This is a genomic window from Methanobacterium lacus, assembly GCF_000191585.1.
In the GTDB taxonomy this organism is placed as follows: Archaea; Methanobacteriota; Methanobacteria; order Methanobacteriales; family Methanobacteriaceae; genus Methanobacterium_B; species Methanobacterium_B lacus.
In genome coordinates, this window is record NC_015216.1 from 569,147 (window position 1) to 590,804 (window position 21,658).

Genomic DNA, 21,658 nt, shown 5'->3' on the forward strand with positions numbered 1-21,658 from the left:
GCAGAATGTGAGTTCCAAGGATGAACTTATAGTAACTTTTATAAGGATTTCATTTCATAAACTAATTAATAGGATAGGTTAATATTGACAGCTTAGGCTGTTTTTAGGTCAGTTTTAAATATTGGATGGATTAAATACCAGCCTTCAACACCTTGAATTTGCCTATATAATGCTGTTTTAACAATTTTATGATAATTTTTGGAGGTATAACATATGAAAACTACTATTAGTGTAATTAAAGCAGATGTTGGTAGTATAGCAGGACATGCAAAAACTCATGTCGCTTTAAAAAATAAATGTGACGAGGTACTAGCTAAAGCAAAAGAATCAGAACTTCTTGTGGACTATCATATAACCAGTTGTGGTGATGATATAGACTTGATCATGACCCACAGAAACGGTGAAGAAAATGAAGAAGTTCATGAACTAGCATGGAACGCATTTTTAGAAGCTACTCAAGTAGCAAAAAGCCTTAAACTCTATGGTGCAGGCCAAGACCTTCTTTCAGACACTTTCTCAGGTAACATTAAGGGCATGGGTCCTGGATGTGCTGAAATGGAATTTAAAGAAAGACCATCTGACCCTGTGATTATTTTCTGTTGTGATAAAACAGAACCAGGTGCATTTAACATGCCTCTCTTTAAGATGTTTGCTGACCCATTCAACACAGCAGGACTTGTAATAGACCCTTCCCTACACGGAGGTTATGACTTTGAAATATTCGATGTAATCGAACACAAAAAAGTTACCATGTCCTGTCCAGATGAAATGTACGATGCATTAGCACTACTCGGATCAACAGGAAGATATGTAATTAAACACATCTCAAGAAGAAGTGACAATGAAATCGCAGCTTCAGTAAGTACAGAAAGATTAAACCTTATGGCAGGCCAGTATATAGGTAAAGATGACCCTGTGGCAGTTGTAAGAGCACAATCAGGATTCCCGGCAGCTGGAGAAGTTGTGGAACCATTCGCATTCCCACACCTAGTAAGTGGATGGATGAGAGGTTCACATAACGGTCCTTTAATGCCCGTAGCCCAGAGAAATGCTAATCCTGTCAGATTTGATGGACCACCACGTGTAATAGCACTTGGATTCCAAATAAACAATTCTGAACTTGTGGGACCATTAGACATGTTTGATGATCCAGCATTTGACAGATCAAGGGATCTTGCATCAGAGGTGGCAGAGTACATGAGAAGACATGGACCATTCGAACCACACAGATTACCTGCTGACGAAATGGAATACACCAGTCTTCCAGGTGTTCTAAAGATGCTAGAAGACAGAATGGAAGACATGGATTAATCCATCTTCCACTTTTTTTTATTTTATACCAAAACAAATCCTAATTTTTATTCTAAATTCTTTGAACAGTTATTCTCCATACAAAACCAGTAAGGAATATCTAAGATATTTTCAACACGATCCATTATTACACCATCGCTAGTTGCAACTACTCCGCACGATGCATTCGATCTTTTTACAAGTTCATAATCCACATTACGAACTGTTTCAGCAGTTCCGTTTACTCTGTGATCTTCTAAAATAGAGTTGGTTAACTTTGCAAGTTCTCCACTTTTGCTAACTGGACTGTCGAAGAGAAAATTAATAAAAAGTGGGTGATGCTGGTTCATAAGATTTGTAACAGCTAACATAACTTTTTCTGTGTTTATGTCCATGTTATATTTACCAAAAACAGCCTTTAAATCCCTTAAAACTCCATCATCACACATGACAAGTGAATCGTATTCTTGGTTGATGATAATTTCAGAAGTAATTAAAACGTTGTAGCCATCAACAAAAATATTTCTTCCAACAATTTCATCTAAAGAAATAATTTTTCCCTTTCTTGAGATGGATTTACTATCAGAAAAAGTTCTCCGAAATAAATAATTCCTTTCATCTTTATTTAACAGGTATTTATTAGAAACAAAATTTAAAGCACCTTTCTTTCTGTAACCCCTATTTAACAGAAATTTTAAATCATAAGCAGCATTGTTTAGAAGTTTATTTTTCATAATGGGGTAATTTTTATCCCTTTCTTTTGGCTACAATTATGGGAACTCTGTCCGAAGCATTTTCTGCACGATCAGCTATGTTTCCAATTCTTAATACAGTACTTTTAAGTTCTATATGGGTTAAAATATCTATTTCACCCTTTTTATAATCCTCGTAAAGCCTTCTTAGTATTTTTCGTTCGATTTTGTCAACCACATCTTCTAGACTTTCAACTTCGTGGGCAGTGTCAAGGGCTTGTCCAAGATCCTCACTTAAAAGTTCGATGCATTTTTTCAGAGCAGATACAGTGTTCTGAACTGATTCTGTGAGTTCCATGAAGTCTGTTTTGTAGATAGTTGGAAAGTTGATTTTGCTTAAACAAATTCCAAAACCAGTTTCTTCAGTCATATCTGCTACACTATCAACTTCTTCTGCTAGGATTATCCGATCTTCCCTGTCAAATGGTAGAAAAGCTCCATTAAAAAATTCTATTTCCATTTTTCTACGAATAATATCTGCTTCGTGTTCTAAATCAGCAATTTCCTGTGCTGTTTTTTCTATGGATTCAAAATCGTTCTCATAAAAATGTTTCATGAGTACATTTAACTGGTTTACACACCGGTAAACCGTTTCAACATGGTCTTTAGAGTATTCCTCTACCTTTGATTCCCTTTTAAACAGGTTTTTCATTTTTATCCCATTTTGCCATTTATTTTTAAATCATAAACGATTCAATAAGAATTTATATTAATTCGTGCATGAGACGTACAGCATCTAAAAGTCCATGGGCATATGTTATACAACCAAATGATGTTAAATAATCCTTCTTTTCAAGATAATAATCCGTGTCTTTCCTGTAATTTTTGGCCATTTCAATGACCTGAACATCCTTTTCATGAATTTCTATGGACTCTATTTCTTTTATATTTTTTGCAAACAGTACGATATCCTTTTCAATTCTTTCAACAGCATCCATGATACATCCCATACCTATTTTAAATGATTTGATCTATGTTTGAAGTATATTTTATGTACTATAGTTTTGAGAAAAAAATTATATTTAATAAATTGGTTGGTGTTAGATTCTTATCAATTATGATCTCTACAATTTTTTAATCTTCCTTCAGGTTTTTCCATGAATGATAAACCCTTTGAATCACAGTTACATAACCAAGGATCATTATAACAACTACAGCGATACCAAGCAAGTTCATGTTGAAGATTTGTATGTTTGTGAAGTAGCTAAGAAACGCACCTATCATTATAATAACTAGACGTTCTGCCCGTTCAGCAATTCCCACGTTGCATTTTATGCCTTCTGATTCTGCTCTTGCCCTCACATAGCTCACAGTTAAGGATGCATGTAAAGCTAGGATTCCGTAAATCCAGTTAACATATCCACCGTATATGATACCTATTAGTATGAAGGCATCAGCAAACCTATCGGCAGTTGAGTCAAGTAAACCACCAAATTTTGTGGTTTGATAGTTATTTCTTGCTACAGCTCCATCCAGCATGTCAACAAATCCACTAAGCGCTATTAACAATCCGCCCATCAACAAGTTTCCTGTTGCAAACATGTATGCACTTATTAAACTTACCAGTAGTCCCATAATTGTTAGAATATTTGGATTGATTCGAATTTTCTTGGCAACTGGATCTAGAATAACTTTAACCTGTGGTCTGAGTCTGTTCAGCATAAAACTACTTATTGAATTCAAGGGATATATACTTTGAAGGAACTGACTTGTTCTGGGAAGTACGTGTCATGAAAATTTTGAAAATTAACAACAAAAATCCAGATCCCGATACAATAACACAGGCTAAGGAATACTTAAAACAGGGTAAAATAGTAGTGTATCCAACGGATACAGTTTATGGAATAGCTGCAAATGCATATAATGAATCCGCAGTTTCCAAGGTTTTCGATACTAAAAAACGTTTAAAAACTAAAGCAGTATCTTTATGTTTAGCTGAAATTGAAGCAATTAATGATGTGGCATTCATGGATAACAAAACTGAAATACTTGTTGAACAACTTTTTCCAGGACCTTTTACCGTGATCATGAGGAAAAAAGAACAAATATCTCCTTTGTTAACAGGTGGAACCAATAAGATCGGCATAAGAATTCCTGACAACAAATTATCTCGTGATTTGGCATCTGAATTCCCTATTACCAGTACCAGCGCAAATATATCTGGTTTGAATGTTCCAGAAACTCCCAAGGAAGTGGTTGAACAGCTTGGTGATTCTGTTGATCTGGTACTCGATGCAGGTGTTTGTAAATATGGCTACCATTCCACTGTGGTGGATATGACTGGTGATAAGCCTATCATCCTAAGAATGGGAGCAGGATACGAAACATTAATGAATTTACTCTGATTATTTATTACAAATACTAAAGATTCCATTTGAATTAGTTGAAGCATTGCATAGTAGATCATGGAATTCATTAAAATGACCATTTTCTAAAGTTTTTTAAACTAAATAATTCAAAGTAGGAATTAGGATTTTCCTAAAAAATTTATTGAAAATGACCTTGGAGAAAAATATGAAAATTTTATCTGAATTAGATGAAACTAAAAAAATACCCACAGATTCTCCTTTAGATAATTTGATGGGTGGTGGGATTGAAAAGGGATGTTTGACCCAATTTTATGGACCTCCAGGATCTGGAAAAACCAACATAGCACTTCAGCTCCTTGTTCGATGCGCTCAAAATGGTGATAAAGCAATATTCATAGATACTGAAGGAGGACTTTCCATTGAGAGGGTTAAGCAGATATCAAATAATGAGTTCACGAGTTTTGCAGAAAATATCATAATTTTCGAACCAACAACTTTCAAGGAACAGATAGACGTTATAAAAAAAATTGAAAATTTATTGGAATCCAAAAAAGAATGTGTTGAACTCATCATCTTAGATTCTGCAGTTGCACTGTACAGATTAAAGGAGGGAGATTCTACTCAGATCAACCGTGAATTGGGTCAACAGATGGCACTTTTGTCAAGAATAGCCCGGAAGTATGATGTTGCAGTTCTTATTACCAACCATGTTTATTCAGTTTTTGATGGTGATGGAATTATTGAACCTGTTGGAGGAACTATACTCAAGTATTGGAGTAAGGTCGTGGTTGAACTAGCACGATCGAATGGTCTAGGAGAAAGATCTGCCACTTTAAAAAGACATAGAAGCCGGCCTGAAGGTTTAAGAACTAGATTCCGGATTGTAGATTGTGGCATAGAATGATTTTGTTCATTAATTTCTTTTTATTTATTTAGATTGTTACGTTATTTAATTCGTTTTTCAGTGACTTGTTGATCATAAAATATATTTGGAATGCTGTTCTAAATTGTAATAGAGTGTTTCAGGATGTTAATCAATTTTGATATTCATTTATTATCACTAGATTTTTTTGTCGGTGAAAAGAAATGTTAACAAAAATGCCAAGCGAAACAAAATCAAAAACAGAACCATCTCAACTCAACACGAAATTTTTTGTGGGAGTGGTTGCTGTGTTTGCAGTCTTGGGAATTGCTGGGGGGTACATGATGTTTCCATTGTTACAGACACCAAATGTAGCTACGGTAGCAGTGAACACATCCAATACAACCAACAATACAACGAACTACACCAATCCCGTAGTTAAACATTCAACAATAGTTTCCAATAATTCTGGAGAATCTAATCAGAACAACAATGGAAGCACGACATCTAAAACTACTAACAAATCCACATCAAAACAAACACATAGTAATGTGGGCAGCAGCCAAACAGGAAAGAATGCTACTTGATCTTGTTTCATAAAATTTAGGGACTCGGGTCTTGAAACTCGGAGATACCGAACCAACAATTTACATTGTTAATGTATTTACTGAATTTTCTTATTCTAAGATTTTACCCTAAGAATTAAATTTTGGTGTTGGATAATTGTTATTACATTTTTTTGGTGAATTATGAAGTTGATTTTGATTTACCATTCCTATTGGGGCTGATTTTATTAAATACGATAATTTTAAATTAGGTAAAAATAGATTATTATTTTAATAGATATTTTAAAAACCATTATGTAAACTGAACAGTTTAGATTGATATTATTTTTTGAGGTTCAAAAAAAAAATTAAATGGACATCATATAGATATCAACTTTTTTGACATGTAATTATATAAGCAAGTGAGATGTATGATTTCACCAAAAAAATATGCAAGACCTGCAAAATCGATTCCAAAGGGCTATAAAACAGCTAATGATTTCTTTGATTACGTTTTCAACGATGAAGATATGGTTTGGATGGGTCAAAATACCAACCACCTCCATGATGAGAACGAAATTATGGATTCAATGATGCAGAGTATAAAAAAACGTGATTATAACAAGTATCCTCCGCCTGAAGGATTTCCAGAATTGAAGGAATTGATACTAGAAGATCTAGGACTTCAATCAGAATTTGATATTCTTGTTACTGCGGGAGGTACAGAATCCCTTTATCTCTGTTGCAACGACATATTAGCACCAGAAAACAACACCATCACATGTGATCCAGGGTACCTGATCATAGACAACTTCGCGAGTAGATTTGGAGATCATGTTAAATCTGTTCCCATTTACAACAAGGAGTGTGGATATAAACTCACACCAAAGCTTGTAAGGGAAAATATGGACGCCAACACAAAACTAATATCCCTGGTTGACCCTTTAAATCCATTGGGTTCATCGTATAACAAGGAAGAACTGAAGGACTTTGCAGATTTAGCAGAGGACAACGATATATATCTTCTTCACGATATAACATACAGGGATTTTGCCGAAGAACATCATTTGATGGCTAAATACGCACCAGAACACACATTAACTGTTTACAGTTTCTCGAAAATATATGGTATGGCTGGTATGCGTATTGGAGCATTAATTGGAATTCCAGAACTGATCAAATCCATAAAAACCATTGTTATAAACGATCTTGGAACTAACCTAGTGGCTCAAAGGGGAGCTTTAGCTGCAGTAAAATCTAAGAAACAATGGTTGGGCCGTATAACAGATATAACTCGCTCTAACCAAAAAATCATTAAAGACGCGGTTGATCAGGTAAGTGGTGCATTCATACCAGTTTACCCATCACAGGGAAATATGCTGGCGATAGATCTTAAAAATACTGGAGTTACTCCCCTCGAAATTTCAGAATACCTTCTGGAAAGAAAAATATTCACAAGGGAAGGTTCTTACACCAGTTCAAGGTTTGGAGAGAGATATCTTCGTGTAAGTTTTTCAATACCCCCAGAAGATGTGCATTATTTTGCTAAAACTTTCTTAGAGGGTATGGAATCCATAAAGAGATCCAAATTATGTGGTAGTTAAAAAGAAACCTACTTTTTTTTTTATTTGGAAAGACCCCTGTCTTTAATAATTGAAATCACAAGGATAACAGCCAGCACAGCACTTACACCAAATCCTAAAAATCCAAGGAATGGGAATTTGATCAAGTACACTCCATTGTCTGTGGTCATTATCATTGAAGAACCAATTAATAACGCGGAAAGAATTAAAGCAACAGATATTTTGTTGGTTATTTTTTCAAGTCCTTCATGCTCAATTTTAATACTGATTTCTCCCTCTTCAAGTTTGTAAAGAGTTTTGGTGAGTGACAATGGAATATTTTTTAGTATGTGTTCCATTTCGATGACGTTCTTTTTAAGGTAGTCTGCAAAGGTCAGGGGAGAAAATTTTTTCTTCACAACCTTTTTTATGACGGGCTTTCCTACTTGCACAGCGTTAAAGGTTGGATCCAATTTTTGTCCAGTTTCTTCCACCATTCCAATACCTCTGGCAAGCAGTACCAGTTCCCTTGGCATGAAAATATGGTACTTCCTCATGATGTTTATCAATTCATTCATTCCACCATGGACTTCGTTTAATTCTGTACCATAATATTTGAACATCATATCTGTAAGGTCGTACCTGAGGGATCTCGTGTCTACATTTTCATCTATCATACCCATGTAGGTGAGTTGACTTATCATGCCACTCACATCATTATTTATGAGGTATATCATGAGTTCTGCAAGTTCAGTTTTAAATTGCTCATCTATGATTCCCATCATTCCAAAATCAATGTAGCAGACAACATTTCTCTTTAGAATGTAGATGTTAGAGGGATGTGGATCAGCATGGAAAAATCCATTCTCAACAACCTGTTTGAAGTAGGATATGGCACCACGTTCAGCAATTAATTTAAGATCGAATCCATCAGCTTCAGTCACTTCAGAAATTTTGGTTCCTACAACCAGTTCCATTGTTATAACTTTTAATGAAGAATATTTACTGTACACAGCAGGTACATGAACTGTGGCATCGTCTTTGAAGTTGTTTCTAAATCGTTTAAGGTTAAGAGCTTCATTTTCGTAGTCAATTTCTTTGAATATGGAACGTTTAAATTCATCAACAATTCCTGGAACATTGTAAATTTTAAGCTGGGGAACGTAGCTATCCACCCTTTTGGCTAAAAATTCCATTATGGCCAGATCATTTTTAATAACATTTTCAACACCGGGTTTCCGAACCTTTACAGCTACTTCTTCTCCTGTTTTCAGCATGGCCCTGTGTACCTGTCCAATGGAAGCAGATCCAAGGGGTTCTACATCAAAAGTTTCGAATATTTCGTTGATTGGAGATTTAAGCTCGTGTTCAATCACTTGTTTAATTGAATCAAAACTAACTGGTGGATTATCATCCTGTAATTTAGTAAATTCTGTGGCTATTCTTCTTCCAACAAGATCTGGTCTGGTACTGAGTGTTTGACCCAGTTTTATAAAGGTTGGCCCAAGCTCCTGGAGAACCAATCGCAATCTTTCAGGGGTGGATTCGTCAAGTTCCTCAAGGGAATCGTACTGATACGATTTTCCTATAAATGGAATGTTGTGTTTGAGCTTAATTTTTTCGATCAAGTAACCAAATTCATATTTTGAGAGAACTTTAAGAATTTCTCTTAACCTTTTTAGATTGTTTTCGTTGCTTGCCAAGAACTTCACCATTTAACTAATTATTAAATCTAATAATAAAGACTTATGGCCCGAATAATATTTAGTTTTATGTACAAAAAATAATAAAAAAAGAAATAGCAATGTCAAAAAAAAGAAGGGGATTCTGGCTAATTTTTTCAGCTTTCTAAGTAGTAGTATTCTCCCTTCTCCTTCTGTTCCCTGTCAAGATAACTTCCAAATTTATTGACTCTTGGTCTTTTAGTTTCTTTATCTCTTCTAAACGTTATGCCCACCGAGGATAAGAAGCTGTTCATTGCTGATCTGAGGTTCATTGGACTTGATGCATGGCCATGTTCACCTGGTGCACCGTTGAAAACCATTGCCCTGTCAGATACATAATCAATAAATACTATGTCATGGTCAATAATGATTCCTGCTGCATTTCGACTTTCCACAACTCTTTTAATAGCTTTACCTGCCTTTAATCTTTGTTCTACATCTAAAAATGCTGTTGGTTCATCAAACAGATATATTTCAGCATCTCTAGAAAGTGCAACAGCAACAGATAACCTTTGTAGTTCTCCTCCACTCAGTTCACTCACTTCCTTTTCCATAAGGGCTTCGAGGCTGAATGGTTTCATTATTTCAGTTTTAAAAATGTTACTGCCGTAGTTAGTGGCAGTTGTGATTAAAAGTTCCTGTACAGTTCCATCAAAGTCTGAAACAAGGTACTGTGGTTTGTAAGCAATTGAAACTTTTTTGTCTATCTGTCCATCATCAGGTTTGGTAACTCCTGCAAGCATCTTGGCGTAGGTGGTTTTTCCTATACCATTGGGTCCAAATGCAGTTATAATTTCATCGTGCTGTACTTCACCCTCATCAACCTCTAAACTGAACTCATCATATGATTTTTTAAGTGGAGAATAGTTTGCCAGTGCTTCAGCTTCAACTTCCAGAGCAGGAGGTTTAACATCGAAAACAATGGGATGTCTGCGGAATCTTACATTTTCTTCCCTTAAAAATCCATTAATATAGGCATTAATACCAACCCTCACACCCCTCATTTGAGAGACAACACCGTAGGCACCAGGCTCACCGTAGAGTATGTGAACATAATCGGATATTGCATCTAATGCTGCAAGATCGTGTTCAATAACCATAACAGATTTTCCAGCATCTGAAAGTGTTCTTACAACTTGAACAGCATTTAATCTTTGTTTAACGTCCAACCAAGATGTTGGTTCATCAAAGTAATAGAAATCAGCTTCTCTCAATGCTGCAGCAGCAATAGCAACTCTCTGAAGTTCTCCTCCACTTAGATTTGATATGCTCCTGCTTAGTATGGGTCTTAGTTCCAGTGCATCGAGCACGTCTTCCATAGCTCCCCTTTCATCAACTCCCTCCATAAGATCCTTTACATTTCCCTTCACAAATTTGGGGAGCATGTCCACCATTTGGGGCTTGTGAACCACTTTGAGTTTGCCTTCGGACAGTTTTTGGAAGTAGGATTGAAGTTGAGAACCCTTGAAAAAATTCACAACATCTTCCCACGAAGTTTCAGATTCGTAGTCTCCAAGGTTTGGTTTGAGTTCACCAGAAAGCATTCTGATTATAGTTGATTTTCCTATTCCGTTTGGTCCGAGTATTCCTACAACAGAACCTTCCCTTATGTTGGGCAGTCCAAATAATTCGAACTTATTTTTTCCATACCGATGAATAGGATCATCAAGGGCTTCTGGAAGATTTATGATATTAATTGCTTTAAATGGACATCTATTGGTACATATTCCGCAGCCAGAACAGAGTTCCTCTGATAATATTGGTTTTTTTGTTTTTGCATCGATGGTTATGGTATCCTCTTCCATCCTGACTCCTGGACAGTATTCAATGCAGACATAGTTGCATTTTTTAGGTTGGCATCGATCATGGTCTAATATGGATATTCTCGTCAAATTTAATCACCAAAAAATGAGTTTATTAAATAAAAATTTATGTTTCAAATGGGGATTTATTAATGATATTAGAAAGACTTTTGGTATAAAATTTGTTGTTAGAAATAGTTTACAAAATAAATGGTTTCGTTGGGGATATAAATTTGTACCTAAGTTTAGGTTTTTTTGAATTTGAGAATTAAAAAAAATAATTTAAAGATTTAAAAAAAAATAATAGAATTAGCTTTTTGCTTTAACAGCTAAATCTATATCGGATGCTTTAACAGTTTTCCTTCCTGCGTGTTTAGCAAGTTTAACAGCTTCTAAAGCTATTTCTTCACCTGCTTCTTCAAGCACTTTGGCTAACTCGTCCCTTGCATCATCACTTATTCTCTGGGCACCAGCATTTTTTATGATTCTTCCTACTGGAGCAACTGGTAATTCAGTCATTTATACCACCTCAATAGATTATTGAGACTCCATAGTATTTAAATTTGTCGTAGTTATCTGTATTGATCACCCTTAATCGGATTCTGTCATAATCAAAATCCAATACCACATATCTGTCATCAATGACTTTTTGATCAACTATAGATCAATTCATAGTTTGGTTGAGCTCCATGAGTTATCCATCACAAACTGAAATTTAAAAAAAGTTAAAATTTCAGCGAAAAATTTGTTAAATCAGATTATTCACAACAAAATAGTATAATCATGAAAGATATATAAAAAAATAATTTTTTCTTAAACATATGCAACATCAAATCAAACCTAACTTGGAGGTCTATACATGTCAATAAAGATTACAAGCCAGAAATTTAAAGAAGGAGAAGAAATACCTGACAGATACGCATGTAAAGGGGTTAATGTTTCACCTCCACTTGAATGGAGCCCTGTTGCAGATGCTGTTAAGTATGCCATAATATGTGAGGATCCAGACGCAGCCCAAGGAATTTGGACCCACTGGGTAATTTTTAACATCCCTGGAGAACTCCATGCTGTTGATGAATGGATCATGGAAAGAGAAGAAACTAAAAACGGTGCTAAACAGGGTCTAAACGACTTTGGAACTGTGGGTTACAGGGGGCCATGCCCACCAGACGGAACTCACAGGTACTACTACAGAATTTATGCATTGGACTCTGAAATTGAGCTTCCATCAATGATAACACGCTCACAACTGAAGAAGGCAATGGAGGGTCATATCATTGATGAAGGCAGTTTGATGGGAAGATACACACGTTAAACTACTAATTTCAGCCTTTATCTATAAAAAAATAAAAAATCAATGGGAACACAAAAATGAAGTTAGAAGTAGATTACATGGTGGGGGTGTTGGAAAATGCAATTAAACCAATCATTGGGAATGGGAGTGCAGAAATTTCAAACTTAGATCTGACCACTGAACTGGGATTTACAATTGAACGCGTTATATACGACGGAGAAACAAATGATCTCACCATTATTGCTCCGGATAGGCCTGAAAAATCAGCAGTAATTGGTAAGGGAGGTTGGGTTGTTGGAAAGTTAAGAGAAGCCCTCCAAGTGAACAACATACATGTAGATGCCTACTCTGATATGATGGTTAGAATTTACAGAATGGAACTAGCCCTTAAAAAAATTAACAGTTCAAAGAAAATATTGGGTGAGGATACAACACCTATCAAAAATCTTAAAAATCTACTAAATTTAAGAATAAACAATCTTGCAAAGTTCAATTACTTATCAGAATTTGAAGAAGGATTGAAACAGTTAAAGTTGGAAGGTTCACAAAAAAAATTGGAAATGGAAAAGGATCATAAAGCAATTGTTGCACTTTCTGGTGGGGTTGACAGCAGCTTTTCACTCATCGTTGCTAAACTTTTGGGATTCAATCCCGTGGCAGTGACAGTTGATCCTGGGAGTATTATTCTTCCGTCCTATTTTAAAAAGAATATAAACGGATTAACAAGTAAGTTAAATGTTCCCCACGAATATCTTCCCGTAAATATGGGGGAAGTTATAGAAAACTCCCTCGAAGGAAAAATACATCCTTGTGGTAAGTGCTCAAAAACCATAGAAGATTCTCTTTTAGAATATGCTGAAAAATCTGAAATTCCATTCATCATATTCGGAGACTTCCTTGCAACAGGATCACAATCCATGGTGCGTTTAAATGGCTTCTGGAGATTGAACCTACCTGCCATGCTATCTGCAACCAAGGGTGAAACTAGATCAGTTTCAGGATACTTCGATGTTGAGAGTGTCGGAGGATATGGATGTCCCTTACTAAACGAAGTTCACAAGTTACATCCACACATGCGCAGATTTTCCATACAAAGGGTACTTCGAGAAACACGTGCAGGTGTACTTGAACCTGGTCAAGCCTTAAACTTGATTACAAAAGCTTTATAAGTCCTTTTGTCCGGTTTAATCCATTCCTCTATTTAACAATTCTAATATTCCGTAGATAATGAGTAAAATACCTAAAAGCCATGGTAACACTACAGGTTCTACAATAAAGATTATACCCACTATTATGGCTATTATACCCATTATTTCTTTTTTAGTGTTGGAATTCATAGTATTATTTTGTAGTTCGGACTATATATTTTTAATGAAATAATTAATATTTGAACACAAATCCAGAAATTTAAGATTATTATTGGTTTATCATACTTTAAACAGTATAAATGGGATAAATCGTATTAATTAATGTTCAAATGAAAAAAATACTTACAAAATGGGAATGTGATGCAAAATAAAAAAGGTGTAGAAAGAAATAGAAATAAATTTTTTTTAGTTTAATGATTTCTTTGTAGCTCAATGAAATTCTTCAAACTGGAAATAGATTTCTTGACAGCGGTTGGGGATGGTCCTCCAAGAACATCACGTGCTTTAATAATTTCAACAGGATTTAAAGCTTTTTCAACAGTTTTCTGATCTAATCCAAGTTTTTCTCCATTAATTTCAATGGCAACTTCATCCAAGAATTTTGCATCAATTTCATCGGGTTTAATATGGTTATCAATGGCTTTGGTGACGGTTCTTCCCACTATTTGATGTGCAATTCTAAATGGTAACTTTTTTTCCCTTACCATCAGATCTGCAAGTTCAGTAGCTGTTGAGAAGTTTGCAAGTGCCAGTTCCAATCCCCTTTCAGAATTAAATTCAATTGACCCTAACATAGAACATGTGATATTCAGCATGGAACGTCCAATATCAACAGCATTCCATAGGTGAGGTGTTATTTCCTGAAGGTCTCTGTTGTAGCTGTGGGGTAATGCTTTGAGTATTGACATGATCGTCATGAGCTCTCCATACAACACAGCTGTTTTTCCACGAGAAATTTCCGCAACATCAGGATTTTTTTTCTGGGGCATTATTGAAGAGGTTGAAGAGTATTCGTCCGATATTTCAACCAACCTAAACTCATAACTACTCCATACAATCAATTCTTCACTGATCTTGCTTAGATTGGATGCCATCATTGCAAGGGCAAACACAGTTTCAGCCATGAAATCCCTTGAACTCACTCCATCCATGGAGTTCTCCATGACTCCACCAAAACCTAATAACTCAGCTGTCCTTTCGCGGTCGATATTAAATCCAGTACCAGTCATTGCAGCGGATCCAAGAGGGCAGAGATCAACACGTTTTTTAGCATCGTTTAATCTTTCATAATCCCTTTTAACTTCATTTGCATAGGCTAGAAGATGATGTGCAAATGTGGTTGGTTGTGCATGTTGCAGATGGGTGTAACCCACCATTATAGTTTCGGTGTGTATTGATGCCATTTCAATCAGGGTATCTAAAAATTTCAAGATATCCTCTTCAATGATTTCAATTTCTTCCTTCAAAACCAGTCTTAGATCGGTGGCAACTTGGTCGTTTCTTGATTTACCAGTGTGCATGAAACCTGCAACTTCTCCGATTCTGTTTGTAACGTAGTTTTCAAGGGCCATGTGTATATCTTCAACAGACATATCCCATTCCAATGCATTGATGCCTTCAACTTCAAGAGCTTGAAGTGCCTCAACAATTTTATCTGCATCTTCAGAAGGAATGATTCCCTGCTCTTTGAGCATGGTGGTGTGTGCAATATTGCACTTGATATCTGCGTTGAAAATTCTCTTATCAAATTCGAGGGAACTGGTAAAAGATACTGCATCTGCAGTCATTTTACCTTTGAGTCGTCCAGACCTAAGATTCAAAAATAAGCCACCTTTAATTTTTAATAATTTATGATAAATTTAATTGTGAAATTTTAATAATGAAATGGAAATATTCCAAAATAAAAATATTTTGGATTATTTCTTGTTTTCTTTACCTTTAAACTGTGTGTATCCACATTTTCCACAGGCGTATCTGTCTCCATGGTCAGCCATGAAAACTCCGTGGGAACATCTTACACATTCTGGATTTTTTCTGATGATCTTGTTATCTTTAACTTCGTAGAGTTCAAATTTTTTCATACTAAAAACCCTCCTTTTTATTCTTCATCTTCAGCTTCTTCAACAACTGCTGCATTCTTCTTAACTACATGATCCTTTTCAATTTTAGCTAAACTTTCTTCAGAATCGTAGATCTTTGCATATCCGATGGCCTTACCTTCACCGTAGGATGGTTTAAGGTTGTGAACAACGAGAAGGTTTTTATCTACATCCAAAGTTGCTATAAGTCTGTTTTTAACATCCATGATTTTAGGGGTTGCTTCTCCCTGGTAGGTGCAGTCAAAGTGTATTTCAGTTCTGTTTAAAAGTGGATTTTCTATTTTTTCATTTACATTGATTTCCATAATTATGCCTCCTCTAACTTTTTGATAAGGTCTTGTGCCTTTTCTTTTGTTTTATCAACTTCACAAAGTACAACTCCCTCTCCTGGCTGGCCATAAAATATTATGGAGCCTTCAGGTGCCATAACCATGCATGGAATTGCGGAAAGATCTTCCTCTCCATCAACAACTATGAGTACATTGTAACCGGCCTTTTCAACCAGGCTGAATCCTTCCTTAATTGTTTTCCACATTTGATCTGTTATGGTTCCAGGGGGGTTCTTTGTTTTTAATGTAACGTTATCGTAACAAATTTCATAATCTGATGGTTCTCTTTCTATCAAATTATCAACTATGCCCACATCAGGAATTATACCTTCATCAAGCATTTTACGAGTGGTAACATCTCCAATGGATATTAAAAGACCTTTTTCTCCTTTTTTATCCAAAGAATCTTTTGCATCTGATATTGTTGGAAACAGAGTTCCAATTGGTTTTTTAAACTCTGATCGCATATCCTGTTTTAGTATTAACACACTATCTAACCCTCAGAGCATACTCTCCAGGAAGTGTGATGTTAAGTTCCTTAGCGATGTCTGAATCATCAGGATCAATAACAATTAAAAAGCCGCTCCAGTTTTTTGAAGATGCTATGTTACATATTGCACATCTGTCTTCTTCCATCAGCCTGTGGCATCTAGTGCATGCTTTTAAAACCATCTACTTCTTCCCCTTTGTCGCAGATTTTTCTTTTTTTGGTTTCTTCTCTTTTTCTTGTTCGATCCATTCGAATCTTCCAAGACCAGGTTGTCTCATTGTAAGGCCTATTTTAGTCTCTTTGGATGATTTTCCTTTGAGGCTTAGGGCAACAATTCTTGCACGTACATTGTTACCTTCTTCAAGAGTTTTTTTAGACTCTTTACCCATCAATGCTCCTCTTTTTCCATCGTAATTTATATAGTCATCAGTAACTTGAGATACGTGCACAAGTCCATCCATAGGTCCGATACGGATAAATGCTCCGAATTCGGTTATTTCTATGACTTCTCCTTCGACTATTTCATGGAGTTCTGGTTTGAAGAAAAGTGCGTTGAAAACAACATCATGATATGCTGCTCCATCACCCATTATAACCTTTCCAATGCCTAACTCTTCTATTTCTTTTACTGTTACCATCAACCCAAGTTTTTTGTCGATCGTTCCAACGTAGCTTTCATTTAATATTTCAACAGCCACGTCTTCCAATGGATCTTCAAACCTGTTAGGTGGAATTCTCACAGTGTCTTCTATTTTGGATATTAAATACAAACAAATCCCTCTACTTTGCTTTAATAAAAGTTTAAGCAAATATTTAATGTTGATTACTACTAATTATATGAACTTCATAATGTATAGTCTCTGTGCAAAATAATGTTTATTATTTTTAGAGATTTTTGTAAAGATCAATTGAATGTTTTATGGCTTCAAATGCAGTTTCAGCACTTTCCCATCCTAAAACTTCTGTCTTTTTACCTTCAAGTTTTTTGTAGTCGGTGAAAAAATGTGCAATTTCATCCAGGTACTGTTTTGGTAGTTGACTGATATCTTTAATGTCTGTGAATCTAGGGTCGTTAACTGGAACTCCAAGAACCTTATCGTCACTGTCTCCACCATCAATCATTCTCATGATTCCGATTGGTCTGGTTTCAATGACACATCCAGGGAACGTTGCTTCGTCCATAATCACCAAGATATCCATGGGATCGCCATCGTCCCATAGTGTCTGGGGAATGATTCCATACTCTGCAGGATAATGGAATGGAGAGTAAAGAACTCTGTCAAGTGCAAATGCTTCCATGTCCTTATCATATTCATATTTGTTTCTTGATCCTTTCGGAATTTCCACAACGGCGTAAATCACTTCTGGAACCGATGGTCCAGTGGGTATGTCTTTCCAGAGATTCATATTTTTTTATCCTCCTGCAACTGTAAGTTGTTAACTTTTCCTAAATTATTAAATATCAGCGTTTTATATGTCCGTCAACATCAAGGTACTTTCTTTGACGGAGATATATAACATTTATACCAATTTCACGTGCTCGGTTTCTGAGTTCGCGATCGTTTGTGCAAAGGATCTTCGATCTCATGGAAACTCTGAGCAGGGAATCATCAACTGTTTCTCCTGTTTGAAGTTTCATTTCTTTAACTTCAATTGGGGGAGTTTTTGCAATTTTAAGTGCAATTGATGCTGCAATTTTATTTTTACCCTTAGATCGTTTTTTTATACCTTCCAGTTCATACAAAACAGTGGATGGAACAATTAATCTGCACGAAGGAATGATATTTCTGAGTTCCCCCACCACATCCACATTGAACTGGAATGCCATCATAAAAAATTTGCGTCTAAAACTGCCTCACAATCATTTGATGATACCATATCCAATTAACCTCCATCTAGCTCCAACACGTCTGCTGAGTGCAACCCTTTGACCTTCTTCAGCACAAACAGGTAATTTGAGATTGACTTCAACATCGTTTTTCCTTGCACTAGTAACAACACCAACAGATGTTGATGTACCTATGTTTATCATCAACAATTCAGATGATTTTATAGGTTCGACTTTACGTTCTTCCTTGGTACCAACTACCCTGTCAAGTAGATGGGTTCTCATTGTGAAGTCATGCATGATTGGAGGTAATGTTCCTGGTTTTCCAGCCACGGATCCTGATAAAGAGTCTGCTTTGGTTAATGCAGGGTCAAGTTTGGTTCCCACACCTATAAGTCCTCCAGGACCTATTTCATCGACAGATTCTCCTCCACCTACGAGTCCTGTGATTTCTGAAACCAGACTCATCCATTCCATCTTACCCTTGTTCTTCACCTGTATTCCGGGTTTTATTTCAAGTTCATCTCCAACTTTGAGTTTTCCCTGAATGAGTGAACCACCGATTACTCCACCTTCTATCTTGTCTGGACTGGAACCAGGTTTATTTGTGTCGAACGATCTTGCCACAAACAATCTTGGAGATTTTCTAAGTGATCTTCTAGGAGTTCTGATGTTTTCCTGGATAACTTCGATTAAAATATCGATGTTTGCACCTTGTTGTGCAGAAACAGGTATTATCGGTGCATTTTCAGCACAAGTTCCCTTTACAAATTCCTGAATTTCCTTATAACTTTCCAATGCCCTTTCTTTTGAAACAATATCTATCTTGTTTTGGACAACTATGACATCTGTTACACCAATAACGTCCAGTGCCATTAAATGTTCCTTGGTTTGAGGCTGAGGGCATGTTTCATTGGCAGCAATAACTAAAACAGCACCATCCATTATGGCAGCTCCTGAAAGCATGGTAGCCATCAATGTTTCATGCCCAGGTGAATCAACGAACGATACCTTTCTAAGGGTACTGGTTTCTTCTCCACAGTGACTGCAGATCTCTGCAGTTGTGAAACATTGTGGAGCTGGACAAGAGGTACATCTACGGAAGGTGATATCAGCGTAACCTAACCTTATAGATATTCCTCTTTTTGTCTCTTCACTATGGGTGTCTGTCCATATTCCAGATAGGGCTTTTGTCAGTGTTGTTTTGCCGTGGTCTACATGTCCCACGAGCCCTATGTTAATTTCAGACTGTATTTTCACGATATTACACCCGTAACTTTTACTCTTCACTTTCTAAAATTTCATTTATTTCCTTTTCACCCTTCTGGGTCACCACAGTGTTTATTTGTACTATATCATCTGATACAGTGTTTCCTCGAACGGTTTTTCTTCTTCTCTGTCCATCTCTTTTAGGATTGAATCCGATTCCTCCAGCGAGTAAGCTCTTGATTCTTCTGGATCCATCAACGTCCTTTTTCATTGGGAAACCATTTTTATCGCTTCCACCGGTTATTTTAAGTTTGTAACCAGTTAAACCAACTAGAGTAGCATCAAATTCCTCGCCTATTGTTAAACCGTTGAGTTTTTTAGATTCTGCAGCTTCAACTTCCATTTGATGGCTTTTTTCGCCTTCTGAAATAACTAATTTAAATGCCAATATATCTCCTCCATCTTATTCTGGTTCTATATAATCTATATTATTTATCGTTTTCCATTGTAAATTCAATGATCATGGTTTGATTCTTAAGAATCTTTAGATTTCAGGGTTTTTTTCTTTATAAATTGTTCCAAACTCAGTACTCAACTCTCAATCCATATAAGTCATCTTCTTTTCTTTTAATTTCAACTAGTTCATCTAGTATTTGAAGTTCGTCTTCTGAGAGTTTTGATTTAAGTTCAGATTCAAGGATTTTGTAATGGTTTTCAGGGATATCTGCGTAGAGAACATCGCCTTCTTCAAAATCCTTTCCAATTACGGCATCTTTTATTGCCATTGCTACTTGCTGACCCTTTGAAGTTGATGGTTTATTTTCGCCCTTGTCCTGCATACTTTCAACTTTACCAACCTTGTGTCCATCGGAGTTGATGAGGATGTAATCCTTTTTCACAGTTCCTCCAAGCACTTCAATACCTGCAATGGCAGGTTTAGAAATCCTGAAAACAAGTTTTGGAATTATTCTGATCTTAGCAGGACGGATAATAGCGTCTATCCACTCTTTCTTCTTTCTTTCTTCAGCTGCAGCCACCCATTCTGCATAATCTTCCGTCAACTGGTAGATCACGTCTGCATGAAACAGTTTAACACCAGTAGAAGAAATTTCACTAACTGCAGATGGTAAAATTTTATTATTAAATGATATTATGACCCCATATTCAGGATTGTCCTTCTGAACTATGGATGCATCAACCACATCTCTTCTTGAAACATCTCCAATATCAGCAGCTCTTATTGGAACTTCCATGTCCTTAAGCATGCTAACGAGTGCTTCAAGTGATCCAAGTGTATCAGCCTTTACAATGACACCCATTTCATCGGTGTCTATCTTTATGCTTTCAATTTCACCCAGTACCTCTTCTTTGACTCCCTCTGAATTTCCCCTGGCAACTCTAAGGGGTGAGCCTGAAACAACGTTTTCAATTTTTGGTGCTACAATTTTGATTCCTGCTGCTGCAACAACCTCGTTGACCTTTTGGAAACGTTTTTTAGAGTCTCTCATTTCTTCAAGGGGTCTTGGTTTCAGTATTGATCGGATCTTAGTGGTTATGATATCGTCCAGACTAGTTAGGATAATGGTGTCGTTCTTCTTGAGTATGCCGTCGTATATAACAGCATCAACAGTTACACCCAATCCTTTCTCTTCCTTCACTTCCAGAATAGTTCCCTTGGCAGGTGCATCTGCTTCCAGCTGCAGCTGTTCTTTAAGATACTGCTGGGCAAGTCCCATGAGCATTGTTAAAAGTTCGGGTATTCCTTCTCCTGTTTTAGCACTTATTGGAATGATACTGATCTGTCTGGCAAAATTTTCAACCCTGTCAAACCTTTCAGATTCAAAACCTTCGTCGTGCAATACTCCTACAAGTTCATAGACACCTGTATCAAGCTGTTCCTGGACACTTGGGGCCTGTTTGTTGTAAGTTTGAATGAATGATAATCCTTTGTTAGTTTCCCATCCATAAATTTTATCAATTTTGGTTGCAGCAACTACAAAAGGAGTTCTAAATGTTTTGAGAATGTTAAGTGCCTCATAGGTTTGGGGTTTGAATCCCTCTTTGATGTCAACTATGAGTATTGCAAGATCTGCAAGTGCACCACCTCTCTTACGGAGAGTTGTAAATGCTTCATGTCCAGGTGTGTCTATGAAAAACAGACCTGGCATAGTCTCCCTTATGTCTAGCTTTGTTAAGAGGTTTCCGCATATGGTTTCAATGACTTCCATGGGAATTTCTGTTCCACCAATGTGTTGTGTTATTCCTCCAGCTTCCTTCTGGGCCATTGCACCGCCCCTTATAAAGTCAAGGAGAGTGGTTTTTCCATGGTCAACATGACCCAAAACAGACACTATGGGTGATCTAATCTTCAATTTAAACCTCCAAAAAATAGAGCGTAAAAAAAATTAAGGCTCT

The 21,658-nt window shown here is 36.4% G+C and carries 26 protein-coding genes; 7 read left to right on the plus strand and 19 right to left on the minus strand.

Annotated elements, in window-relative coordinates; genetic code table 11:
- Positions 1 to 213 precede the first annotated feature (213 nt).
- Complete coding sequence (gene fbp, locus METBO_RS02970) at positions 214 to 1,311, plus strand: fructose-1,6-bisphosphate aldolase/phosphatase (RefSeq protein ID WP_013644184.1); 1,098 nt, start codon at positions 214 to 216, stop codon at positions 1,309 to 1,311.
- A 47-nt stretch (positions 1,312 to 1,358) separates the two neighbouring features.
- Here the strand turns inward: fbp and METBO_RS02975 are convergent, their stop codons facing one another.
- The 4 genes from METBO_RS02975 to pgsA form a co-directional block, all read right to left on the minus strand.
- Positions 1,359 to 2,024 (minus strand): DUF434 domain-containing protein, encoded by a 666-nt coding sequence (locus METBO_RS02975; RefSeq protein ID WP_013644185.1) that lies wholly within the window; start codon positions 2,022 to 2,024, stop codon positions 1,359 to 1,361.
- Between the two features lie 13 nt (positions 2,025 to 2,037).
- Positions 2,038 to 2,694 carry a TIGR00153 family protein gene (locus METBO_RS02980; protein WP_013644186.1) on the minus strand — a complete coding sequence of 219 codons (657 nt, stop codon included), beginning with the start codon at positions 2,692 to 2,694 and terminating at the stop codon, positions 2,038 to 2,040.
- A 52-nt stretch (positions 2,695 to 2,746) separates the two neighbouring features.
- The gene (locus METBO_RS02985) at positions 2,747 to 2,980 is read right to left on the minus strand and encodes a DUF357 domain-containing protein (RefSeq protein WP_013644187.1); all 234 of its coding nucleotides are present in this window, start codon (positions 2,978 to 2,980) and stop codon (positions 2,747 to 2,749) included.
- A 136-nt stretch (positions 2,981 to 3,116) separates the two neighbouring features.
- Positions 3,117 to 3,704 (minus strand): archaetidylinositol phosphate synthase, encoded by a 588-nt coding sequence (pgsA, locus tag METBO_RS02990; protein ID WP_013644188.1) that lies wholly within the window; start codon positions 3,702 to 3,704, stop codon positions 3,117 to 3,119.
- Positions 3,705 to 3,772: 68 nt separating this feature from the next.
- On the opposite strand from pgsA, the gene METBO_RS02995 reads away from it, so the two are divergent.
- From METBO_RS02995 to METBO_RS03010, 4 genes are all read left to right on the plus strand, one after another.
- Positions 3,773 to 4,387, plus strand: a complete 615-nt coding sequence (locus METBO_RS02995; RefSeq protein WP_013644189.1) for an L-threonylcarbamoyladenylate synthase — start codon at positions 3,773 to 3,775, stop codon at positions 4,385 to 4,387.
- 169 nt (positions 4,388 to 4,556) lie between these two features.
- Positions 4,557 to 5,255 (plus strand): DNA repair and recombination protein RadB, encoded by a 699-nt coding sequence (radB, locus tag METBO_RS03000; RefSeq protein WP_013644190.1) that lies wholly within the window; start codon positions 4,557 to 4,559, stop codon positions 5,253 to 5,255.
- Between the two features lie 182 nt (positions 5,256 to 5,437).
- Positions 5,438 to 5,800: a hypothetical protein gene (locus METBO_RS03005; RefSeq protein WP_013644191.1), complete on the plus strand. Its 363-nt coding sequence runs from the start codon at positions 5,438 to 5,440 to the stop codon at positions 5,798 to 5,800.
- 389 nt (positions 5,801 to 6,189) lie between these two features.
- Entirely contained in the window at positions 6,190 to 7,362 is a 1,173-nt protein-coding gene (locus METBO_RS03010; protein WP_013644192.1) for a pyridoxal phosphate-dependent aminotransferase, read from the plus strand.
- A gap of 20 nt (positions 7,363 to 7,382) precedes the next feature.
- Here METBO_RS03010 and METBO_RS03015 read toward each other — a convergent pair whose 3' ends face one another.
- From METBO_RS03015 to METBO_RS03030, 3 genes are all read right to left on the minus strand, one after another.
- On the minus strand, positions 7,383 to 9,032 hold the full coding sequence (locus METBO_RS03015; RefSeq protein ID WP_048186508.1) for an ABC1 kinase family protein: 1,650 nt from the start codon (positions 9,030 to 9,032) through the stop codon (positions 7,383 to 7,385).
- Between the two features lie 128 nt (positions 9,033 to 9,160).
- Positions 9,161 to 10,936: a ribosome biogenesis/translation initiation ATPase RLI gene (locus METBO_RS03020; protein ID WP_013644194.1), complete on the minus strand. Its 1,776-nt coding sequence runs from the start codon at positions 10,934 to 10,936 to the stop codon at positions 9,161 to 9,163.
- A 219-nt stretch (positions 10,937 to 11,155) separates the two neighbouring features.
- A complete protein-coding gene (locus METBO_RS03030; RefSeq protein WP_013644195.1) occupies positions 11,156 to 11,365 on the minus strand; it encodes a histone family protein in 210 nt (69 codons plus the stop codon).
- Positions 11,366 to 11,705: 340 nt separating this feature from the next.
- Between METBO_RS03030 and METBO_RS03035 the strand changes: the two genes are divergently transcribed.
- Together METBO_RS03035 and METBO_RS03040 are read left to right on the plus strand one after the other, a co-directional pair.
- The gene (locus METBO_RS03035) at positions 11,706 to 12,161 is read left to right on the plus strand and encodes a YbhB/YbcL family Raf kinase inhibitor-like protein (protein WP_013644196.1); all 456 of its coding nucleotides are present in this window, start codon (positions 11,706 to 11,708) and stop codon (positions 12,159 to 12,161) included.
- A 56-nt stretch (positions 12,162 to 12,217) separates the two neighbouring features.
- Positions 12,218 to 13,309, plus strand: a complete 1,092-nt coding sequence (locus METBO_RS03040; RefSeq protein WP_013644197.1) for an ATPase — start codon at positions 12,218 to 12,220, stop codon at positions 13,307 to 13,309.
- Between the two features lie 15 nt (positions 13,310 to 13,324).
- Here the strand turns inward: METBO_RS03040 and METBO_RS13565 are convergent, their stop codons facing one another.
- The 12 genes from METBO_RS13565 to infB form a co-directional block, all read right to left on the minus strand.
- Positions 13,325 to 13,477, minus strand: coding sequence for a hypothetical protein (locus tag METBO_RS13565; RefSeq protein WP_013644198.1), 153 nt, complete (start codon positions 13,475 to 13,477; stop codon positions 13,325 to 13,327).
- 221 nt (positions 13,478 to 13,698) lie between these two features.
- A complete protein-coding gene (argH, locus tag METBO_RS03045; RefSeq protein ID WP_013644199.1) occupies positions 13,699 to 15,108 on the minus strand; it encodes an argininosuccinate lyase in 1,410 nt (469 codons plus the stop codon).
- Positions 15,109 to 15,204: 96 nt separating this feature from the next.
- Positions 15,205 to 15,369 (minus strand): 30S ribosomal protein S27ae, encoded by a 165-nt coding sequence (locus METBO_RS03050; protein WP_013644200.1) that lies wholly within the window; start codon positions 15,367 to 15,369, stop codon positions 15,205 to 15,207.
- Positions 15,370 to 15,386: 17 nt separating this feature from the next.
- Positions 15,387 to 15,692, minus strand: coding sequence for a 30S ribosomal protein S24e (locus METBO_RS03055; RefSeq protein WP_013644201.1), 306 nt, complete (start codon positions 15,690 to 15,692; stop codon positions 15,387 to 15,389).
- A 2-nt stretch (positions 15,693 to 15,694) separates the two neighbouring features.
- The gene (locus METBO_RS03060; RefSeq protein WP_013644202.1) at positions 15,695 to 16,204 is read right to left on the minus strand and encodes a GTP-dependent dephospho-CoA kinase family protein; all 510 of its coding nucleotides are present in this window, start codon (positions 16,202 to 16,204) and stop codon (positions 15,695 to 15,697) included.
- 1 nt (position 16,205) lies between these two features.
- Positions 16,206 to 16,388, minus strand: coding sequence for a transcription elongation factor subunit Spt4 (gene spt4 / locus METBO_RS03065; RefSeq protein WP_013644203.1), 183 nt, complete (start codon positions 16,386 to 16,388; stop codon positions 16,206 to 16,208).
- Positions 16,389 to 16,967 (minus strand): DNA-directed RNA polymerase, encoded by a 579-nt coding sequence (locus METBO_RS03070; protein ID WP_173319787.1) that lies wholly within the window; start codon positions 16,965 to 16,967, stop codon positions 16,389 to 16,391.
- 124 nt (positions 16,968 to 17,091) lie between these two features.
- Positions 17,092 to 17,613 carry an inorganic diphosphatase gene (locus METBO_RS03075; protein WP_013644205.1) on the minus strand — a complete coding sequence of 174 codons (522 nt, stop codon included), beginning with the start codon at positions 17,611 to 17,613 and terminating at the stop codon, positions 17,092 to 17,094.
- A gap of 55 nt (positions 17,614 to 17,668) precedes the next feature.
- Complete coding sequence (locus tag METBO_RS03080; RefSeq protein WP_013644206.1) at positions 17,669 to 18,037, minus strand: type II toxin-antitoxin system VapC family toxin; 369 nt, start codon at positions 18,035 to 18,037, stop codon at positions 17,669 to 17,671.
- A gap of 30 nt (positions 18,038 to 18,067) precedes the next feature.
- Entirely contained in the window at positions 18,068 to 19,294 is a 1,227-nt protein-coding gene (locus METBO_RS03085) for a translation initiation factor IF-2 subunit gamma (RefSeq protein ID WP_013644207.1), read from the minus strand.
- Between the two features lie 19 nt (positions 19,295 to 19,313).
- Positions 19,314 to 19,691 (minus strand): 30S ribosomal protein S6e, encoded by a 378-nt coding sequence (locus tag METBO_RS03090; protein WP_013644208.1) that lies wholly within the window; start codon positions 19,689 to 19,691, stop codon positions 19,314 to 19,316.
- A gap of 136 nt (positions 19,692 to 19,827) precedes the next feature.
- The gene (gene infB / locus METBO_RS03095) at positions 19,828 to 21,615 is read right to left on the minus strand and encodes a translation initiation factor IF-2 (protein ID WP_013644209.1); all 1,788 of its coding nucleotides are present in this window, start codon (positions 21,613 to 21,615) and stop codon (positions 19,828 to 19,830) included.
- Positions 21,616 to 21,658: the final 43 nt, after the last annotated feature.

Excerpts from the sequence above, each read along its gene's own strand:
- fbp (WP_013644184.1), top strand. The coding sequence starts at position 214 with ATGAAAACTACTATTAGTGTAATTAAAGCAGATGTTGGTAGTATAGCA.
- METBO_RS02975 (WP_013644185.1), bottom strand. The coding sequence starts at position 2,024 with ATGAAAAATAAACTTCTAAACAATGCTGCTTATGATTTAAAATTTCTG.
- METBO_RS02980 (WP_013644186.1), bottom strand. The coding sequence starts at position 2,694 with ATGAAAAACCTGTTTAAAAGGGAATCAAAGGTAGAGGAATACTCTAAA.
- METBO_RS02985 (WP_013644187.1), bottom strand. The coding sequence starts at position 2,980 with ATGGATGCTGTTGAAAGAATTGAAAAGGATATCGTACTGTTTGCAAAA.
- pgsA (WP_013644188.1), bottom strand. The coding sequence starts at position 3,704 with ATGCTGAACAGACTCAGACCACAGGTTAAAGTTATTCTAGATCCAGTT.
- METBO_RS02995 (WP_013644189.1), top strand. The coding sequence starts at position 3,773 with ATGAAAATTTTGAAAATTAACAACAAAAATCCAGATCCCGATACAATA.
- radB (WP_013644190.1), top strand. The coding sequence starts at position 4,557 with ATGAAAATTTTATCTGAATTAGATGAAACTAAAAAAATACCCACAGAT.
- METBO_RS03005 (WP_013644191.1), top strand. The coding sequence starts at position 5,438 with ATGTTAACAAAAATGCCAAGCGAAACAAAATCAAAAACAGAACCATCT.
- METBO_RS03010 (WP_013644192.1), top strand. The coding sequence starts at position 6,190 with ATGATTTCACCAAAAAAATATGCAAGACCTGCAAAATCGATTCCAAAG.
- METBO_RS03030 (WP_013644195.1), bottom strand. The coding sequence starts at position 11,365 with ATGACTGAATTACCAGTTGCTCCAGTAGGAAGAATCATAAAAAATGCT.
- METBO_RS03035 (WP_013644196.1), top strand. The coding sequence starts at position 11,706 with ATGTCAATAAAGATTACAAGCCAGAAATTTAAAGAAGGAGAAGAAATA.
- METBO_RS03040 (WP_013644197.1), top strand. The coding sequence starts at position 12,218 with ATGAAGTTAGAAGTAGATTACATGGTGGGGGTGTTGGAAAATGCAATT.
- METBO_RS13565 (WP_013644198.1), bottom strand. The coding sequence starts at position 13,477 with ATGAATTCCAACACTAAAAAAGAAATAATGGGTATAATAGCCATAATA.
- METBO_RS03050 (WP_013644200.1), bottom strand. The coding sequence starts at position 15,369 with ATGAAAAAATTTGAACTCTACGAAGTTAAAGATAACAAGATCATCAGA.
- METBO_RS03055 (WP_013644201.1), bottom strand. The coding sequence starts at position 15,692 with ATGGAAATCAATGTAAATGAAAAAATAGAAAATCCACTTTTAAACAGA.
- spt4 (WP_013644203.1), bottom strand. The coding sequence starts at position 16,388 with ATGGTTTTAAAAGCATGCACTAGATGCCACAGGCTGATGGAAGAAGAC.
- METBO_RS03075 (WP_013644205.1), bottom strand. The coding sequence starts at position 17,613 with ATGAATCTCTGGAAAGACATACCCACTGGACCATCGGTTCCAGAAGTG.
- METBO_RS03080 (WP_013644206.1), bottom strand. The coding sequence starts at position 18,037 with ATGATGGCATTCCAGTTCAATGTGGATGTGGTGGGGGAACTCAGAAAT.